General features: G+C 60.2%; 19 protein-coding genes. 14 read left to right on the top strand and 5 right to left on the bottom strand.

From position 1 onward, the window contains the following. Window positions 1-85: 85 nt before the first annotated feature. The 5 genes from D0901_RS07055 to D0901_RS07075 form a co-directional block, all read right to left on the bottom strand. On the bottom strand, window positions 86-1,030 hold the full coding sequence (locus tag D0901_RS07055; RefSeq protein WP_129139597.1) for a LysR family transcriptional regulator: 945 nt from the start codon (window positions 1,028-1,030) through the stop codon (window positions 86-88). A 135-nt stretch (window positions 1,031-1,165) separates the two neighbouring features. After that, on the bottom strand, window positions 1,166-2,035 hold the full coding sequence (locus D0901_RS07060) for a phytanoyl-CoA dioxygenase family protein (RefSeq protein ID WP_129139598.1): 870 nt from the start codon (window positions 2,033-2,035) through the stop codon (window positions 1,166-1,168). A 66-nt stretch (window positions 2,036-2,101) separates the two neighbouring features. Further along, window positions 2,102-2,773: a DUF1028 domain-containing protein gene (locus D0901_RS07065; RefSeq protein ID WP_129139599.1), complete on the bottom strand. Its 672-nt coding sequence runs from the start codon at window positions 2,771-2,773 to the stop codon at window positions 2,102-2,104. Then, the gene (locus tag D0901_RS07070; RefSeq protein ID WP_129139600.1) at window positions 2,770-3,189 is read right to left on the bottom strand and encodes a RidA family protein; all 420 of its coding nucleotides are present in this window, start codon (window positions 3,187-3,189) and stop codon (window positions 2,770-2,772) included. Before D0901_RS07070 ends, D0901_RS07065 begins: the two co-directional genes overlap by 4 nt. Continuing rightward, a complete protein-coding gene (locus D0901_RS07075; RefSeq protein WP_233440375.1) occupies window positions 3,189-4,517 on the bottom strand; it encodes a flavin-containing monooxygenase in 1,329 nt (442 codons plus the stop codon). Before D0901_RS07075 ends, D0901_RS07070 begins: the two co-directional genes overlap by 1 nt. Before the next feature lie 878 nt (window positions 4,518-5,395). Here D0901_RS07075 and D0901_RS07080 point away from each other — a divergent pair. The 14 genes from D0901_RS07080 (at window position 5,396) to D0901_RS07145 (ending at window position 18,812) form a co-directional block, all read left to right on the top strand. Then, on the top strand, window positions 5,396-6,961 hold the full coding sequence (locus D0901_RS07080; RefSeq protein WP_129139658.1) for an ABC transporter substrate-binding protein: 1,566 nt from the start codon (window positions 5,396-5,398) through the stop codon (window positions 6,959-6,961). A gap of 62 nt (window positions 6,962-7,023) precedes the next feature. Next, window positions 7,024-7,980, top strand: coding sequence for an ABC transporter permease (locus D0901_RS07085; protein WP_129139602.1), 957 nt, complete (start codon window positions 7,024-7,026; stop codon window positions 7,978-7,980). After that, window positions 7,980-8,816, top strand: coding sequence for an ABC transporter permease (locus D0901_RS07090; RefSeq protein WP_129139603.1), 837 nt, complete (start codon window positions 7,980-7,982; stop codon window positions 8,814-8,816). The genes D0901_RS07085 and D0901_RS07090 overlap by 1 nt, the downstream gene beginning before the upstream one ends. Before the next feature lie 59 nt (window positions 8,817-8,875). Beyond that, complete coding sequence (locus D0901_RS07095; RefSeq protein ID WP_129139604.1) at window positions 8,876-10,522, top strand: ABC transporter ATP-binding protein; 1,647 nt, start codon at window positions 8,876-8,878, stop codon at window positions 10,520-10,522. A 78-nt stretch (window positions 10,523-10,600) separates the two neighbouring features. Further along, window positions 10,601-12,046: a sulfatase family protein gene (locus tag D0901_RS07100; protein ID WP_129139605.1), complete on the top strand. Its 1,446-nt coding sequence runs from the start codon at window positions 10,601-10,603 to the stop codon at window positions 12,044-12,046. 561 nt (window positions 12,047-12,607) lie between these two features. After that, the gene (locus D0901_RS07105; RefSeq protein WP_162500835.1) at window positions 12,608-13,636 is read left to right on the top strand and encodes a restriction endonuclease; all 1,029 of its coding nucleotides are present in this window, start codon (window positions 12,608-12,610) and stop codon (window positions 13,634-13,636) included. An 89-nt stretch (window positions 13,637-13,725) separates the two neighbouring features. Then, window positions 13,726-14,160 carry a diadenylate cyclase gene (locus tag D0901_RS07110; protein WP_129139607.1) on the top strand — a complete coding sequence of 145 codons (435 nt, stop codon included), beginning with the start codon at window positions 13,726-13,728 and terminating at the stop codon, window positions 14,158-14,160. Beyond that, window positions 14,157-14,747 (top strand): Cap15 family cyclic dinucleotide receptor domain-containing protein, encoded by a 591-nt coding sequence (locus tag D0901_RS07115; protein ID WP_129139608.1) that lies wholly within the window; start codon window positions 14,157-14,159, stop codon window positions 14,745-14,747. The genes D0901_RS07110 and D0901_RS07115 overlap by 4 nt, the downstream gene beginning before the upstream one ends. 55 nt (window positions 14,748-14,802) lie before the next feature. After that, entirely contained in the window at window positions 14,803-15,357 is a 555-nt protein-coding gene (locus tag D0901_RS07120) for a hypothetical protein (protein ID WP_129139609.1), read from the top strand. A gap of 95 nt (window positions 15,358-15,452) precedes the next feature. Further along, window positions 15,453-16,157 (top strand): hypothetical protein, encoded by a 705-nt coding sequence (locus D0901_RS07125; protein WP_129139610.1) that lies wholly within the window; start codon window positions 15,453-15,455, stop codon window positions 16,155-16,157. Between the two features lie 128 nt (window positions 16,158-16,285). Then, on the top strand, window positions 16,286-16,690 hold the full coding sequence (locus D0901_RS07130; protein ID WP_129139611.1) for a hypothetical protein: 405 nt from the start codon (window positions 16,286-16,288) through the stop codon (window positions 16,688-16,690). Window positions 16,691-16,815: 125 nt separating this feature from the next. Next, window positions 16,816-17,217, top strand: coding sequence for a GFA family protein (locus D0901_RS07135; protein WP_129139612.1), 402 nt, complete (start codon window positions 16,816-16,818; stop codon window positions 17,215-17,217). 244 nt (window positions 17,218-17,461) lie between these two features. After that, entirely contained in the window at window positions 17,462-17,938 is a 477-nt protein-coding gene (locus tag D0901_RS07140) for a YbhB/YbcL family Raf kinase inhibitor-like protein (RefSeq protein ID WP_129139613.1), read from the top strand. Between the two features lie 271 nt (window positions 17,939-18,209). After that, window positions 18,210-18,812 carry a Yip1 family protein gene (locus tag D0901_RS07145; RefSeq protein ID WP_129139614.1) on the top strand — a complete coding sequence of 201 codons (603 nt, stop codon included), beginning with the start codon at window positions 18,210-18,212 and terminating at the stop codon, window positions 18,810-18,812. Window positions 18,813-18,820: the final 8 nt, after the last annotated feature.

Here is an 18,820-nt window from a genome sequence, read left to right on the forward strand (position 1 = left end):
AGCCGGCTGATGAGTGATCGGGTTCGATATCCCCTGACAGAACCCTTTCTTGTTCATGGCGTTTCTTGAAGGTGTGATCCTGTGTTTAGCCGTCGGTCTCTTTCGGGGGCTTGTCGCTGTCGCTCATGAGGTCTACCAACTCGCTTTCCTTCAGAAAATCCTGCATTGCCTGGGCGACGGGGCTTAGGCGAATGCCTTTCAAGGTGGCGATTCCGACCGTCAGCGCCCGCACCTCGCCCTCCAGCGGGATGGCTCGGAATGCCTTGCCGTCCAGCGCCAGGTGGCGGCCGGGAGGCACGTTCAGCAGCGTGAAGCCAAAGCCATTGGCGACGAGCCCCCTGACCATGCCGATCGATGTCGCGCGGTGGGCGATCTTTGGCTGACGCGGCGCGTCGACGAACAGCGAAAGGAAGTAGTCCCGGCTCATCGGCCAATCGAGCAGCACCATGGGGTAGTCGCTCAACGTCTCGATGGACACACGCTCGTGCGCGGCCAGCGGATGATCCGGCGCGACGGCGGCATAGGGCGGGAAACGGCATAGCGCCTGGAACTCGATATCGTCGGGGACCTGCATGTCGTAGACGATCCCGAGCTCGTAGCGTCCGCTGCGCAGCCCCTCGATGATGTCCATCTGATGGCCTTCGTCGCACTGTGGCTCGACCCGCGGGTAGGCTTTCAGAAACTCCTGCATGAGCCGGGGCATGAAAATGGGAGCGAAGGTCGGGAAGGCGACCATGCTCAATGGCCCGGCCACGTCCTGCCCCAGCGACACGGCGAATTGCATGAGCCCCTCGGCGTCGTGCAGCAGGGAGCGCGCCCGGGTCAACAGCAGCTCGCCCCCTCGGGTCAGCGACAGGCCCTGGGCATGGTGGCGCACGAAGAGCTGGACACCCGCCATATCCTCGAGCTGTGCGATGGCGGCAGAGATCGACGGTGGAGACACGTTGATCTTCTGGGCCGCGCGCGTCACGCTCCCCAACTCGCCGGCGATGACGAAATAACGCAACTGCTTTAGCGTGGCATGAAGCATGGAAATTCCTTGATACGAGCTATCGCCGAGGCATCATGCGCTGGACCCGTGACAGCGTCCAGCCACGGCAGGTTCCAGCCCTCGACACGCAGTCGCTATCTCGCCGCCTTCGCATCGGCCGCCGGGCCGATCGCCTCAGCTCGCCGCATCCAGCCCCGATTGCTGAACGAAGAACGACGCCCCCTTCGGCTTCTGGGGCAGCCGCAGCACGTTGGCCGTGGTGCGTACCGTGCCGGTCTCCTCGCCACGCAGCAGCATGCCCTGATGCTGGCTCGGCAGCGGATTGTCGCCGTAGGGAAGGGCATCCTCGGCGGCGTACACGGTGATGAAGAGGGTCCGCGGCAGGTTCGAGGCATTCGGTGCGGAGGCGTGCAGCAACCGTGTATGCATGAAGCACACCGAGCCCGCCGGGCCGATGCACTCGACCGGCGACTGGCACTCGCGCTCGACGACCTCGTCATCCACGCTGCCGGTGAAACGTCCCCCCTGCCAGTGCGAATAGAGCGGCTGCTTGTGGCTACCGGGGATGACCTGCAGCGGGCCGTTCTCGGCGGTCACTTCGCCGACCATCAGCAGCGCCGTCACCAGGTCGTCGTTGCTGTGCGGCGTGAACAGAAAATCCTGATGCCATTTCACCTGGGTTTCCGTGCTGGGCAGCTTGGAATTGACCTTGCTGTGATGCAGGCGCACGCCGGCGGCACCGATCAGCTCATGCACCATGTCGGTCATGCGGGAGTCGGCCGCCACCTGGAGATACGCCGGCGAGATCTCGGTCGGCGAGGCGACGCGGCGCAGCGAAGGGTGCTCGGCACTGTGGTCGCCGCCGACGTCGAAGCGGGCCCGGTGATCCAGGGTCTCGCCGTAGGCGGCGGTCTGCTCGCGGCTTTCGTCGACCCAGTGATTGAATGCCTCGTTCAGGGCGTTCAGCTCGCTGGCATCGAGCACGTTTTCGACGACGAGATAGCCATCTCGGTGGAACTGTTCGATCTGGGCTGCGTCAAGCATGGTGTCATTACCTTGTTGTTGAGAATTCACTTGTTGCAATCGGTCCGCGCGGCGGGTCACGCCGCGTTACTGATCTCCCGGCACGCCGTAGCTGGGCGCCGCGTCGGGCTTTCTGGCTCGCGCCACGTAGTCCTCGAGCTGCGGGGCATAACGCGACCACAGCTCGCGGAGACCGGCGATGGGGGCCTCTGCCCAGTCGATGCGAAGGTTGATCACCGGCCACGGTTCGTCGGGACGGGCGACGACGAGCCCCGCCGAGTAGACCGGCCCGGCTTCGCCGCCGGCAGCCAGCCCCGCCTCCATCGCGACCAGCAGTCGCTCCGCCAGCGGCCCTTCACTCTGCTCGAATGCCTCGACCATGGCCTGCGGCACCTTGGCATCGGCGAGCAGGTTGCCCGCCGCAACGCAATCCACGCCATCGGCACGACCGACCACGCCAAGCGCATTGTCGCCATCGTAGACCGCGGTGCGGCCCTGGCCGTCGATCAGCAACAGCTGCCGGTATTCGGGGGCCGCTTCGCCCGCCAGCAGTTGCTGTAGCGTCTCCTGCGGGGAATGTCCGCCCGCCATCAGCTCGAGCCCCTTGGGGCCCAGTGCCGGATTGGTGACATTCTGGGTCAGTACCGCGCCATTGGGGCCGGCAAAGGCACAGCGCGCCGCGACACAGATGCTCGACGAGCTGACCGCGCAGCCGGTCTCGCCGGTTTCGGCGCAACGCGCCGCGATCGAAAAGGTCATGCGTCCTCCTCGGGAATCACCGCGATCACGTCGATTTCCATCAGCCACTCCGGCTGCGCCAGACCGGCGACGACCAGTCCGGTCGAGATCGGGAACACCCCGCGCAGCCATTTGCCGACTTCCCGGTAGACCGGTTCGCGAAAGCGCGGATCGGTGATGTAGGTGGTGGTCTTGACGATATGCGACAGATCGCTGCCCGCTTCCTCGAGCAGTTGCTTGACGTTCGCCATCGCCTGCTCGGCCTGGGCGCGCGGGTCGCCCAGGCCGACCAGATTGCCGTCGAAATCCGTGCCCACCTGGCCGCGGACATAGACGGTGTTGCCGGCGCGCACCGCCTGGCACAGGTCATTGTCCAGCGTCTGGTTGGGGTAGGTTTCCTGGGTGTTGAACATGCGAATACGCGTATGCGTCGGCATCAGCTGGCCCTCTGAGGACGTGGCGCGGCGTGCGGGATCGTCTCGTCGTCCGCCGGTGCCGATTGTGCGAGTTCGGCCGCGTCGTAGTGGGCGAGATAACCGCGCATCTTGGCGATATGATCGGCGATGTGCTTGGCATCGTGCCAGACACCCCAGATGAAGCTCGAGCCACGGCGGGAGAGCCACGGCAGCCCCAGGAAATAGACGCCGGGCTCGCTGGAGACGCCGCGCTGGTGGTCGGGCCTGCCGTCGCTATCGAACGCATCGACCTCGAGCCAGCCGTAATCCTGCGAGAAGCCCGTGGCCCAGATGATGGTGCTGATCCCGGCTTCGGCCAGATCGAGTTCGGCGAGTGGCTGCGTCACGCAGTCCGGGTCCGACGGGATGACACGCGCCTCCGGCTCCGGCGGCAGATCGAGGCCATTGCGCTCGACATAGGCGTCGGCGCCATCGAGCAGGGCCAGGTAATTGGCGTCGCCGGCATCCAGGTTGGCGCGCAGGTCCGGCGCGAAGCGTGCCACACCCGCCTCGAAGGCGTCGGTACGTCCGACCAGCGTCACCCCCTCGTGAGCGAGCCGCCGAAAATCGATGGTGTAGCCCCCGCGAGCGCCGGTCACCGCGATGGTGACGTGTTCCGAGCCCGGCTGGCGAACCTCGTTGTCCCACTCGCCGAGTACGCCGAGCCACCAGCAGAAATCGCGGCCGCGATAGGTTCGCGGCGGGCGGTGGTGGGGGCCGACGGAGAGATAGACTCGACGCCCCGCGCGGTTGAGTTCGGCGGCGACCTGAGTGCCGGAGGACCCGGCGCCGACGACCAGCACGGCGCCCTCGGGCAGTTGCTCGGGGTTGCGGTAATCGGCCGTGTGCAACTGGGTAAAGCGCGGGTCCTGCGGGGCGATCGCCGGAATGACCGGCGTCTGGAAGGCCCCTGTCGCGGCGACGACGCGCTGCGCCTCGATCCTGCCCCGCGAGGTCTCCACCGTGAAGCCGGGGCGGCCCCGATTCGCCGTCACACGGGTGACCTCGACGCCGGTACGCACGGGAACCTCGAATTTCCGTGCATAGGCTTCGAAATACGCTGCCACCTGCTCTTTCGGCACGAAGCCGTCCGGCGCCATGTCCGGGAATTCCATGCCCGGGAAACGGTCATGCCACGCCGGCCCGTTGGCGACCAGCGAGTCCCAGCGCGCCGTGCGCCAGCGCTCGGCGATGCGGTCGCGTTCCAGCACTAGGTGCGGCACGCCATGGCGGGTCAGGTGCTCGCTCATGGCGATGCCGGCCTGGCCCCCACCGACGATCAGCGTGTCGGTCTTCGTTATGTCATTCATCATCTTCATGTCCTTGAGAGATCGCGCAATCGGCGGGTAACGCGCTGGGCCGGGCCCGTCGCTACGACGCCCCGCGGGAGACTGGCGCGGGATGGCGCTGTCGAGCGTCAACACGTGAGTGAAACCCCGCGGGGACGTCTCGGCTGCCGTCGTCGAAAGGGATGACGCGATGGGGCGGGGCCGGCTCGGCGGTGGGGCAGGGCACGACGCTGACGGCCGGGCTCTTGCGCCGGAAGGTGTAACCGGTCGCCGGGCCGGCACCGTTTGGGTGCATGGCATCAGGCCATGGCGCCGAATCGCTGCTCGGCCCTGGGCATCTCTGCGCTGTCGCGCACGCCGGAGAAGGGATCATCTCAACCTCCGATATTGTTATTGGCAACGCGAGGCGAGTCGCGTGGTTCTCATGGTAGATAGGCCGGCTGGATCATTAAAATATTGTTATCCGTTCTTTGGGTTCAGTTTTTTTGATTCAGCGGCCCTCGGTCCGCTCAGGCCAGTTTGCGCAGCAGTCCGAGGCGGGGCCGATGCCGATCTCAGCGATGCCACGCATGGCATGAGGGTTGCATTGAGTTTCTCGAGAAGGGCTATCACGACGGGCGGTGGGGCAGGCCATTGACGCGCTTGCGAAGCTTTAGCTTTACCTGAATCTGGACTGGTTAGGTTTTTGTTAATCAGGGGTGTGGATAATCATTATTTAACTTGGCTACGACTTTCGGTTTAGTGGATTCCAGTGGTGGCGGTGTCAGGCCCTGACTGACCCATTGCAGTGCTCCACGGTAAAAGACCGCCATGCCCCTGGCAGATGGGCACGGCGACAAACCAAGAACAATGACTGCACAGACACCACCGGCGACGGCGGTGTCGGGAGAAACGACAAGATGCAAAAACCCTTCGAACTGACTCGCCGGGGGTTCCTCGCCGGTTCCGCGACGCTGGGTGCCGGCCTGATTGTGGGGCCGGGACAGACGTGGGCCGAGTCCTGGAAGCCGAAACCGGGCGGTCACTTTCGCGTCGGCATTGGCGATTTCTCGGCCACCGACACCATGGATGTGACCACCAACGACACCAAGTTCTTCAACGTCGCGCAGATGACCACGCGCAACTGCCTCGTGGAGGTGGACGGCGACGGCAAGCTGATCCCGGAGCTCGCGACCAGCTGGGACAGTGACCCGGCCGCCAAGGTCTGGACCTTCAAGCTTCGCCAGGGCGTCACCTTCCACAACGGCAAGACGTTCGGCCCCGAGGATGTCGTCTTCACGCTGAAGCGCCATCTGGAAGCGGGATCCACCTCGGGCATCAAGCCCTTCCTCGGCGACGTGGAGTCATTCGAGGCCACCGGGCCGGATGAAGTCACCATTACGCTGTCCAGCGGTAACGTGGATATCCCGGCCATTCTCTCGATCCCGATGTCCGCCATCATCGCCGACGGCACTCGCGACCCCAACGACGGTAACGGGACCGGCCCCTATATTCTGGAAAGCTTCAGGCCGGCCATCGGTGCGTCGTTCAAGCGCAACCCCAACTACTGGAAAGAAGGGCGCGGCCACTTCGACAGCGTCGAACTGGTCGCCATCGCCGATCCGTCGGCACGCACGTCGGCGCTGATCGGTGGCAACATCAACACCTACAATCAGGTCGACCTCAAGACGGTGGAACTGCTCAAGCGCAGCTCCTCGGTGCGGATCATCTCGTTGCCCTCCAAGGCGCACTACTGCTTCCCGATGATGCAGACGATGGCCCCGTTCAAGAACCCGGACGTGGTCGACGCGATGCGCTATGCCATCGACCGCAAGGACATGGTCCAGCGGATTCTCAAGGGCTATGGCACGGTCGCTAACGACCAGCCGATCTCGTCGGCATACCCCTACTTCAATCCCGACATTCCCCAGCGCGAGTACGATCCGGACAGGGCAAGATCGCTGCTCAAGAAAGCGGGAATGAGCAACCTCAGCGTCGACCTCAACGTCTGCGAGGTGCCCTTTTCCGGGGCCACGGATGCGGCAGTCCTGTTCAAGCAGTACGCCAAGGACGCGGGCATCGACATCAACATCAAGCGCGTGCCGGACGACGGTTACTGGGACAAGGTCTGGACCCGGGTGCCGCTATGTACCGCGCGCTGGTCGGGGCGGCCGACCGAAGGAATCATGATCGGCGGTGCCTACACCAGTGCGGCGGCAGAAGCCGGCTGGAACGAAACCGGCATGCGGGATCCGCAACTGGATCAACTGGTTTCCGCGGCGCGCCAGGAGACCGACGAAGCCAAGCGCCGCCAGATGTATTACGACATGCAGGAAATCATCCATACCCGCGGTTCGAACAACATCTTTGCGTTCGCGAACATCACCGACGCTACCAGCAGCAAGGTCGCCACGCCGAAGAAGATCGCCACCAACCGCGATCTGGACGGCTTCCGAGCCACCGAACGCTGGTGGTTCTGGCACTGATTTTCAAGTGATGACGGGCGTGACGTCTCGCGCGTCGCGCCCCCCAACTGCGTGGACCTGTCGTGAGCATTCTGACCAAGACCATCCTTCAGCGGCTGCTGATCGGGATCGCCATGCTGGCGGTCATCTCGGTAGTCATCTTCCTGGCCGTGGACCTGCTCCCGGGCGATATCGCCCGCGCCATGCTCGGCAACGCGGCATCCAACGAAGCCCTGGATGCCATGCGCGCCAAGCTCGGGCTCGACCAGCCGGCCATCATTCGCTTCCTTGACTGGGCAGGCGGCGTCCTGCACGGGGACTTCGGGGTTTCCCTCGCCACCCGCGAACCCGTCTCGGAGACCATTTCCACCCGCCTCTACAACACCCTGTTCCTGGCCGGCATGGCAGCCAGCATCGCCGTGCCGATCTCGCTGCTGCTGGGCATCGGCGCGGCCCTGTGGCGCGACAGCAAGTTCGACCGCATCGCGTCGCTGCTCACCCTGGGCGCGATCTCGGTACCGGAGTTCTTCGTCGCCTATTCGCTGGTGGCGCTGTTCGCCATCTACTTTCCGATCTTTCCGCCCATCGCGACGCTGCCTCAGGGTGCCGGATTCATGGACCGGATCGATGTGCTGATCCTGCCGGCGCTGACACTCTCGTTTTGTGTCATCGCGCACATGATGCGCACCATCCGCGCGGCGCTGATCGACGTGCTGGACAGCCCCTACATGGCGATGGCCGAAATGAAGGGCATCCCGATGCGCAGGCGGGTGCTGAGACACGCGCTGCCCAATGCCATGGCCCCGATCATCAACTCCATCGTGCTCAATCTGGCCTATCTGATCGTGGGCGTGGTGGTGGTCGAGGTGATCTTCGTCTATCCCGGCCTGGGCCAGGTTCTGATCGACAGCGTCGCCAAGCGCGACCTGCCGCTGGTACAGGCGGCCTGCCTGATCTTCGCCGCGCTCTACCTGTTCCTGAATACGGTGGCCGACGTGCTGGCCATCGCCTTCAATCCCCGACTCAGGTTCCCACGCTGATGACCCTACCTTCCCGAATCTTCACTGCATTGCGCTGGCTGCTCATCGCGGCGGTCGTGCTCTGGCTGGCCGCGGCGCTGGCCGCCGGTCTGGTCTCGCCGTTCTCGCCCGACGCCATCGTCGGTGGTGCCTGGTCGGGGGCGTTCTGGCAGGACACCTCCGAACACGCCGGGCAGATCCTGGGTACCGACCAACTCGGCCGGGACATGCTCACCCGCTTGCTCTACGGCACGCGCAACACCATGTTCGTGGCCCTGACAGCGACCTTCGCCTGCTTCGTGCTGGGGATCGTCTTCGGCTTCTGGGCCGCCATCGTGCGCGGCAAGTTCGACATGATCGCCTCGCGCATCGTCGATCTGATCATCGCCGTGCCGTCGCTGATCGTGACCCTGCTGGTGATCACCGCCATGGGGCCGTCGATTCCCGTACTGATCGGCGTCATCGCCGTCGTCGATGGCACCCGCGTCTACCGGCTCGCGCGGCTGGTCGGCATGAACGTCACCACCCTGGAGTTCTTCGAAACCGCCAAGCTGCGCGGCGAAAACAAGCTGTGGCTGATGACCCGGGAAGTGCTGCCCAATGTGGTACGGCCGCTGATCACCGAGTTCGGCCTGCGCTTCTGTTTCATTTTCCTGTTCATCGCCTCGCTGAGCTTCCTCGGTCTGGGCGTTCAGCCACCCACCGCCGATCTCGGCTCCATGGTGCGCGAGAATGCCCCGGCCATCTCCTTCGGGGTGCTGGCACCGCTGTTTCCCGCCGCCGTGATTGCCACCCTCGCCATCGCCGTCAATTTCGTCACCGATGCCATCGCCGATCGTGTTCGGCCGACGCCATGAGCCATGCCATGAAGCCCAACCATCAGACATCCAACATCACCCCGTTCAGGAGCCGTGCCATGCGACCATCGGAATCCGATGCGGCGCTTCTCAGGATCGAGGACCTGCGTATCGAAGTCGACAAGGAGGGCACCTGGTCCGAGATTCTTCACGGCGTCAGCGTTGCGCTGAAGCGCGGGGAAATCCTCGGCGTGATCGGCGAAAGTGGCGCCGGCAAATCCACCATCGGCCTGGCCGCACTGGGCTACACCCGCAATGGCGGGCGCTTCTCGGGCGGCAAGGTCTTTCTCGACGGTGTGGAGATGCTCTCCGCACCAACCGCCATCCTGGAGAAGATGCGCGGTACCCGGGTGGCCTATGTCGCCCAGTCCGCGGCCAGCCACTTCAACCCGGCCCACACGATCGGCGCGCAGTTCGCGGAAGTGCTGCGGCTGCGCACCGGCATGAAGAAGCAGGACATCGCCCGCAAGGCGGCGGATCTCTATGCCGAGCTCGGCCTGCCGGATCCGGAAACCATCGGCAACCGCTATCCGCACCAGCTCTCCGGCGGTCAGTTGCAGCGCGCGATGATCGCGATGGCGATGGCCACCGACCCGGACCTGCTGGTGTTCGACGAGCCGACCACGGCGCTGGACGTGACCACCCAGCTCGATGTGCTCGGCTGCGTCAAGCGGGTGCTCGACCGCGCCGGCGCCGCCGCGCTCTACATCAGCCATGACCTGGCGCTGGTCGCGCAACTGGCCGACCGCATCATGGTGATGCGCAACGGCGACATGGTGGAGACCGGCGCGACCCGCGAGATGCTGGCCAATCCCCGGCAGACCTATACCCGCGAGCTGCTCGAGGGCCTGCAGACCCAGCGCGATGCCGTGTTCGTGCCGGAACCCGACACCCAGCCGCTGCTGCGTCTGGACCACCTGAGTGCCAGCTACAGCGGCTCGGAAAAGGTGCTGGACGACGTCACCGTTCACGTGCATCGCGGCGAGACCGTGGCCATCGTCGGCGAGAGCGGCTCGGGCAAGTCGACGCTGACGCGCTCGATCTGCGGGCTACTGCCGCCGATGGCCGGCGAGATGCTGTTCGATGACGCCGTGCTCCCGCCACGGCTCGACAGGCGCCAACCCGACACGCTCAAGCGCATCCAGCTCGTCCATCAGCTACCCGATCTCGCGCTCAACAGCGCGCAGCGCATCGGCACCATCATCGGGCGCCCGCTCAAGGTCTTCCAGGGGTTGACCGGACGCGCCCAGGCGCAGCGCGTGACCGAGCTGCTCGAGATGCTCGAACTGCCGGCCAGCTATGCCCGACGCTATCCCGCGCAACTCTCCGGGGGTGAAAAACAGCGCGTGGCCATCGCCCGGGCGCTGGCCGCCGATCCCGCGCTGTTGATCTGCGACGAGGTCACCTCGGCGCTGGACCAGCTCGTCGCGGCCGGCGTGCTGCGCATCCTGCGGCGGCTCAAGCAGGAACTCAGCCTCGGCATGATCTTCATCACCCACGACATGGCCACGGTGCGCGAGATCGCCGATACCGTCATCGTCATGCGCCAGGGCAAGGTCGTGAATCGCGGCTCGGTGCACGACGTGTTGAACGATCCCGACGAGCCCTATACCCGGGAACTGGTCGCCGCGGCACCGGAGATGGACCCGGACTGGATCACGCGGGTGCGGCCGAATTTCAACAACAGGCGCCGAACCGGCACCTGAGTCTCGCGCCGAGGCGGGCGCCGGCGGTCGACGCGACGGCTGGCGCTCTTTCACCACTTCCTGTCATCGGAGACGTCCATGTCCGATCCCGGCAATCTGCTGGTCATCCTGTCCGACGAACACACCGCGGCGGCGCTTGGCGCGGCGGTCGCCGACGTCCAGGTCCACACCCCGTATCTCGATCGCCTCGCCGCGCGTGGGGTTCGCTTCACCAACGCCTATACGCCATCGCCCATCTGCGTGCCGGCCAGGGCCGCGTTCGCCACCGGGCGCCACGTGCACGACATTCGCCTGTGGGACAACGCCATGCCCTACGTCGGCGATCCCCGGGGCTGGGGCCATGCGCTTCAGGACAAGGGGATTCGGGTCGAGTCGATTGGCAAGCTTCACTACCGCGACGACGAGGATGACACCGGGTTCGACGCGCAGCACGTGCCGATGCACGTCGCCAACGGTCACGGCATGGTGTTCGGCTCGATCCGCCGGCTGGAGGATCGCGTGTTGCAGCGCGACACGCGCATGCTGGGCGACTACATCGGGCCGGGCGACAGCCCCTATACCCAATACGACGCCGCCGTGACCGACCTGACGCGGGAGTGGCTGGCGGCGAGAGCGCAGGAAGCGCGCCAGGATCCGTGGTGTCTTTACGTCGGTCTGGTCGCGCCGCATTTCCCGCTGATCGTTCCCCAGGCGTTTCTCGACCTCTACCCGGAAGGGAGCCTGCCGCCGATCAAGCTGCACCCCCGCGATGGCTACCAGCAGCACCCCTGGGTCCATCTGGAGTCCCTCGCCTTCGTCGGCGACGAGGGAATGCGCGACGAGGCCGAGCGGCAGATGGCGCGCCGCGTCTACTACGCGCTCTGCAGTTACCTGGACCACAACATCGGCTGCATCCTGGACGCGCTGGAAGCGACCGGGCTGGACCGGAACACCACGGTCATCTACAGCAGCGACCACGGCGATAACGTCGGTGCCCGGGGTTACTGGGGCAAGGGCAACTTCTACGAAGAATCCGTCACCGTGCCGCTGATCGTGGCGGGGCCGCGGCTACCCCGGGGCAGCGTATGCCGCACGCCGGTGTCGTTGATCGACATCTCGGAGACGATCATCGATCACTTCGACGCACCGCTCGCCGGCGAGCGCCCCGGGCGCTCCCTGTATCGGATTCTCGCGGAGGCGGACGATCCCTCGCGGGGGGTGTTCAGTGAATATCACGCCGTGGGTGCGGTCTCCGGCGCCTTCATGGTGCGTCAGGATGGCTGGAAGCTGATTCACTACCAGGGCTTCGAGCCGGAACTCTTCGATCTCAACACCGACCCGGGCGAGTTCAACGACCGCGCCCACGACCCCGCCTGCGCCGACCGGCTCGCCGCGCTTTACGAGGTGCTTTACGGCATCTGTGACCCGGCAGAAGTCGATGCGCAGGCCTTCGCCGACCAGGAAGCCTTGATCGAAGGGTACGGCGGCCGCGAGGCCGCGCTGCAAATCGGCTCGCGCGGCGCGACCCCGCCGCCAAGCCGCTGATAGCGGTGCCATCGAAAGACGCGCTGTTCGGCAACCCGCACGTCGATGACTCCGACGCCGTGCGCTTCTACACCCGTCGCCAGGTCATCTCACCACCTTGGTTGCAACGTAACGCCCAAGCAGTCGTTCAGTTCAACATCCCCGTGTAAGCCACTCACACGCCAGAAACCACGCCCGCGCCGCCCCGACGGCGCGGGCGTTTTCGTGTAAGCACCGTTCATGCGACGAACTGTCGCTCGACGCCGAACCGCGCTAGGTTAAGTATCGTTTGATCTTGCCGATACTCCCATAATGACCCTGACGGTGGAGCGTTCATTGCTTCGCCTGGCGGTAGCGTGGGTAAGATCAGGGGGCAGGGGGATTGCGTTAGTTTCAACGCGCCAGAACTGGCAAAGGCAGCAGGCACGCGAATTCTGCATAACGTGCCGAATTTTTCTTAGGATTCTTTTAGAATCAAAAGGTTAAGAGCGAACAGACTGGCTCGGTAAGATTGTTGAACGCGCCTGCTCGTTAAAGTGGGAAAACGAGCGCGCTATCTAATACCTGTTAGGGTTTATGCACATGCTCACACCAATGATGGTTCAGTACCTGGTCGGCCTTTGCTGCTTAAGGCACGACCCAAAAGCTGTCGATGTCACGATCGGGAACCTGGTCTTGGATGAAGCTGCCGGCAAAGAGCGTGATGTCGATGTGACGGTCACCGTCACTGACTCAAACGGTGAAGTGTCTGCTTTCAAAGCCTCTGAGGTAAAACACGAAGGTAAGCCCTTGGACGTAGTTGCGGTAGAGCAGCTCATTCTGAAGTTGGCTGACATGCCTAGAGTTACTCACAAAGCTATTTTTTCAACTTCGGGATACACCGATGGGGCTCAGGCCAAGGCAAAGAGGCACGAAGTAGATCTATACAGCATGCTGCCTTGGGATCGTCCAATAGCAGAAAATTTTCCAGACTTTCCAGGAGTTGGAACACCCGGCGAATTTTTGGCTCACTTTCAAAGTAGCTTGTTATATTGGGCTGAGTGGCAGAGCTATTTTGTTTCTACTACCGGGCCAGAGTCTTTCTCGTTCGAAGACGAAACGCCGCTGTTCTCGCCTGAGGGAAAGAATCATCAGCAGTATTCGACGATGCTTGATTATTTGAATGAAGTATTGATGCGATCTACTGGGCTCTTATGTACGCAAAGTCCCGCCAGTAATGTGCTTAAGACCTTTCCGTACAACATGCACAATGAAGCAGAGGGTTATATGGCTGGGCCCGCTTGGCCGCATACTCATACGCTTGACCTGTCAAATGACGAGGTTTATCTGCGATTGGAGGGACTTGCCCCGTTCCGCTTGGATTCCGTAACTATTTCAGGTCACTTGCAGTGGCGTAAACGAGTTATCGAACCACAGTTCCATATCTTTGAACGCGTCAGTGACCAGGCGATTTTCGCGGGTGCGGCAGTAGCTGACTATGGCGTTGATGATGGGCGTATGTTCGCCATGATTTTTCCAGCCAAGGGGCGTGAAGTCGGAATTCACCGTTTTCAGATACCAGAAAAACAGAGAAACTTGATCCGTGGTCTTAAGATACATACACCGCCCTAACAATCGCAGGCACAGCGACGGCTTTTTCATTGCGGCTGCGCCTTCATTACAAAGCCGCGCGTGCTGCGGGCGTTAGATTTTAGGAGTACATGTTGAAAGATCGTGTTTTGACTTTGCTACAAAAACTTAGGGGAGAAGTGCCTGGAAATACGTTTACTGGCACTGGAATTGTTGTTTATGATTCTCTTGAGAGTCTACCTCTATTTTTTATGAGCGATCATTCAAAAGTTGTTGAGGGCGATGTTTATAAAACAATTTTAGAAAGTAGCTTAGCAACAAATCCAAATCATGATGGTTTTAACATGATTAATAGTGATTTTGAAATAACTCATAGGAATGTATATTTTGCCCCCCCAATAAATCAAGAAGTAGGCTTTGATAATTGTAAAGGCTATGGGACTAGGTATGTTGCAGCTTTAATGGGGTCTACAGTATCTGGTGTGTTACTAACTGCTGTTGTCAGTAATTCATATGGGATAGTTATCTTCAAAGATGGTGAGATTGTCTGGGAAAGCAAGCAGTGATTAATTTATTTTCGATAACAAAGCTTATTGTTGTATTTGCGTTAATTTACTTTTTGATAATCACAGGCCTAATTTATCTATTGCCAAAAATTGGTATCGACGAACTTAGTGACACTCGCGTCGCTTTCTCTGTCGGTACTGTTTTTGAACTCCTAATAATATACTTGTTTTCTTCAGGGTGGAGGACGATATGGAAAGCACTCCCTTTGCTTAATAATTTTTTATTTCCTGATTTGAATGGGGAGTGGGAAGCTAAAATACATTGGAATTGGGGCGGTAAAAGTGGCTGCAAAGACGGTAAGGTTTTTATTAAACAGTCATTTATAAAGTTCAGCGTTGATTTAGTTACTGATGAGTCAGAGTCAAAAACTCTTTTAGTAAAGCCATTTAAAGACCCTGAGTCAGACCAGGCTGCTTTTTATTATATGTATCGCTCTGAATCAAAGGCAACTAGTTACACAAGCAAGAATGAACACAAAGGTGCAGCAATCCTACATCTAAGCCATGGAAATCGTAATATGATGTCAGGAAACTACTTTACTGATAGAGAAACCTTTGGATACTACGAATTCACGAGAAAAATCTAACAAGGAAATTCAGGTGACGCCTGCGGTGCACCTGATTTAGGCGTTATGCACAATTATGACTGAAGACGATTACAAAAAACGGTTGGTCAACCTGCTTCAAGATGACTTCGAACTTTTTCCAGAGTACGGAGGAGCTTGGCCGACCGGAGAAGTGGTCTATTTAGATTTCTTCTGTAAGCCCAAGCAACACGTGATCGATCAGGGCTTTTCAATCGATTGTTTTGCTGTGGAAGTGAAGTCACCCGATGTGGGGCGTGAACCTATAAAGAAATTGCTGGATTGTGTTCTGCAATCATACTCTTACACGCTTTGTGATTTTAAAGGGCAGCGGCCAAAATTCACCTTAATTTACCCTGAGCCTCGCATGTTTTTTTGTGCTCAGAAGCCAGAAAAATACACAGGGCAGCACAACCCAATGAATGAGCCAGAGATCGATATAGTAAAGCGGCTTATGCAGCGGGCTAATGTCGGTGAGCTCGTTGAGGATAAGAACTTTGGGTACGAATTCCGTTTTTCCAGAAACAGAATGTATGACCCTGTAAGAGGACCCAGTAAAGTGGCAAATTTAGGTAGCGTTCGTCGTATCGGATCGCGGAAAGTGAAGGCATAACAAGGCCATTAAGGTTATTCCGGGCCGATGGCCCTGCACCGGACGCCCCTGTCGGGGCGCCGCTTATGGCTGGCGTTAGCTCTACGGGACTGCTTATGAACAAAGATCTCATGGATTTATACGCAAGCAGATGGGGTGTCCTTAGCTCGCGTTTGAGCGAGTTGGATTCTAGCTGCTACACGAATCCATTCCTTATATCCGTTGACGAACATCGTTTAGAAAAGGCCAACTATCACATCATGATCTTTGGTCAAGAGACGAAGGGCTGGCACGACGGCGCCGGAAAAGTGAGGCAACCTAGCGAATTAATGGCCGGTTACGACAGTTTTTTCTGTCAAGGTAACTTTTACCGCGGATACGGAAGGAGCTCATTTTGGAAAGCGTTTCGATATTTCGAAAAAGAATTGGCGAAATATGAAAGTGATTTAAATATTTATTTCACTTGGAATAACATTAATAAAATTGGCCGGCCTAATGGGAAGACTGGCGTGGATTCGAAAGCGCGGATGGTTGAACGAGAATGTTTTCGAGTAATAGAAGATGAGATACAAATTACCCATCCAGACTTAGTGATATTCCTGACGGGGCCAAATCGTGACTCGGACATACGCTTCAGTTTTGACGAAGCGAGCATGAATGCAGCGACGCCTTCCCACTCCCAGCGCGCAATATCGTTTGTAAGTGCGCCGACTTTACCCTCAACCAATGTTCGAACATATCACCCATCTTATTTCGGTGGCTTCAATCGGTCTCGCAGAGCTGTGCTCGATATAGTAGCTAATTCGGCGACGCAAAGATGAAAGCTAACAATTCGCTGCAGTTGACCGCCCAAAGCGCTGGCGCGCTTTGGTCTCCCTCCGCAGCTTTTGGCTGCTCCGGTGGCAACTGAGCTTAGGCGTTAGATGCGGTACAAACGAAAGGAACATGCATGAACGTTACCCAAGCAAAGAATTCTTCTCGTAGCTTCCATCTCGCATGCCAGCGTACCCTCGAACAACGCCAGACAAGTCATGGACAGGTCGAAATCCTCATGGTTCCGGGTGTTGTATGTGCAGCGTTTTCCATTGAGCTTGGAATAAAGGCTATAGCACTGGGAGAAGGGACACAGCCCACAGGGCACAAACTAGACAAATTGTTTGGAACCCTAAGTGCCCCTGAGCAAGACGCAATCAAGGAGTCGATCGGCCTACCGAATACGGATTTCCAAAAAGAACTTGAAGCAGCGGCCGGTGCATTTGAGGAATGGCGATACATATACGAAGGTACAGAGACAGTATCGGCGAATCTCCAGTTTCTACAGAGATTTTCTAGTGCCGTGCAAAGTCGGCTGTGATCAGCTCGCACCTCGCAATCACAGGCACTGCGACGGCTTTTCCGTTGCGGCTGCGTCTCCATTCCAAAGCTGCGCGTGCTGCGGGCGTTATATGCATTTCACCCATAGTCGATGGAAACCTTTTGATGACTGATTACTTGGGTTCTTGCCTGTGTGGCACAGTAAGCTTTGAGATTAAAGGTGAATTTGACAGTTTTTATCTGTGCCATTGTCACCACTGCCAAAAGGATACGGGGTCGGCTCATGCGGCAAGTCTGTTCTCGCGGTCAGCTGAATTGACCTGGTTGGCGGGTGCCGATGCCGTGACTTCCTTCACGCTTCCTGGCACTCGGCATGGCAAGAGCTTTTGCAAGCTTTGTGGTTCGGCCTTGCCAAGCGCTCAGGTCGCCGGTTTGCTCGTCGTGCCGGCGGGGTGTTTGGACACTGACATCACCATGTTGCCAACGGCACACATCTTTTCAGCCAGCAAGGCTGCCTGGGACCAAGGGCTAGGGGAAGTGCCGGAATTCGGCGGGCTGCCGGATTGAGTGAGCCTCTCATGACCGGTGGCCGGTGGCCGGTGGTCATTACAGGTGGATGCACCTGAGCGGCACGTCGCAAAGCCAACGGCCATGTAAAGAGCGAAGGGAGGAAGGTATACGGCGCTGATCGGTGACCCTCAGGCATGTAGTGGGTTGAATCCGCCACTGCCGCCACCATCTTCCAAAGATAAGCCGTCGTGATGGCATTATCCGGTTTTATCGTTTCACCACACTCCACGGGAGGAACTCCATGCCCTTTGCACCGTCCAGCATGCACGTCGAAAGCCCCGCCTTCGCGCCGAATGGGGCGATTCCCAAGCGCCATTCGGCGGAAGGCGAGGATCTGTCCCCGGCCCTGAGCTGGAAGGACGCGCCGGCGGGAACCCAGGGGTTCGCGGTGATCTGCCACGACCCGGATGCGCCGCTGGTCAAGGATGGCAGCTACGGTTACGTGCATTGGCTGCTCTACAACCTGCCGGCGGACGTCACCTCGCTGGAGGAGGGCACCAAGCTGGGCACCACCGGCGTCAACGATGGCGGTGCGACCGGCTACGGTGGCCCCATGCCGCCGGAGGGCCACGGGGTGCACCAGTACTATTTCTGGGTACTGGCGCTGGATACCCTCACCGAGCTGCCCGAGGGGCTGACGCAGCCGGAGCTGCTCAACCAGCTCGAACCGCACATTCTGGGCATGAGCCGTCTGGTCGGGACCTATCGTCGCGACTGATCGGCTTTTGACGGTTTAGATGCCGCTCCAAACGCACACGGCGCCTCCCCTTGGGAGGCGCCGTGTGTCGTTCCGGGCCCGCGAATTGGGCGTGTCGTCGCTGGCCCGTTGTACGTCGGTAGACGCTGACAGGCGGGCGTTTGCGGCCCCTCGCGTTCGGCAAAAGGCTGACAAGGCTGGCAAAAAAGGGCCGGTCAGTGGTCGATGAGTGATCTATGGTAGGGATGAGGCTCTGGCCCTGATGAATACTTGTCGATAGAGGAGGTGTTACATGCTCACTCATGTTTGGGGTCTATTGGCGCATCCGAATCGCGAATGGAAGCAGATCCACGACGAGAAGGAGACGATCACCCACCTCTATGGTCATCACGTGCTGATCATGGCGCTGATCCCGGTGGCGTGCGCCTTCATCGGTACCACCCAGGTCGGCTGGGACTTCGGCGGCGGCCACACCATACGGCTCAATTACTTCGATGCCTTCGCCGCGGGTGTCGCCTTCTATCTGGCGATGCTGATCGCGGTGGGCTTCATGGGCACGGTGATCCATTGGATAGCGAAGCGCTATTCCAGCCGCCCCAGCCGGCGGCGTTGCATCATCTTCGCCGGTTACGTGGCCACGCCGATGTTCGTCGGCGGTGTCGTCGCGCTCTACCCGCTGGTGTGGCTGTGCATGCTGGCGGTGGTGCTGGGGCTCTGCTACAGCGCCTATCTGCTGTATCTGGGCATTCCCAACTTCCTGGATATCAGCCGTGAGGAGGGCTTCGTGGTCACCGGCTCCACGCTGGGCATCGGCGTGCTGGTACTCGAGGCGCTGCTGGGCGTGACGGTGCTGCTGTGGGGCTACGGCGCCAAGCTGCTGGGCATCGAACTGTAGCGACCGGC

Origin of the sequence: Modicisalibacter coralii, assembly GCF_004117855.1 — a bacterium.
Lineage (GTDB): Bacteria > Pseudomonadota > Gammaproteobacteria > Pseudomonadales > Halomonadaceae > Modicisalibacter > Modicisalibacter coralii.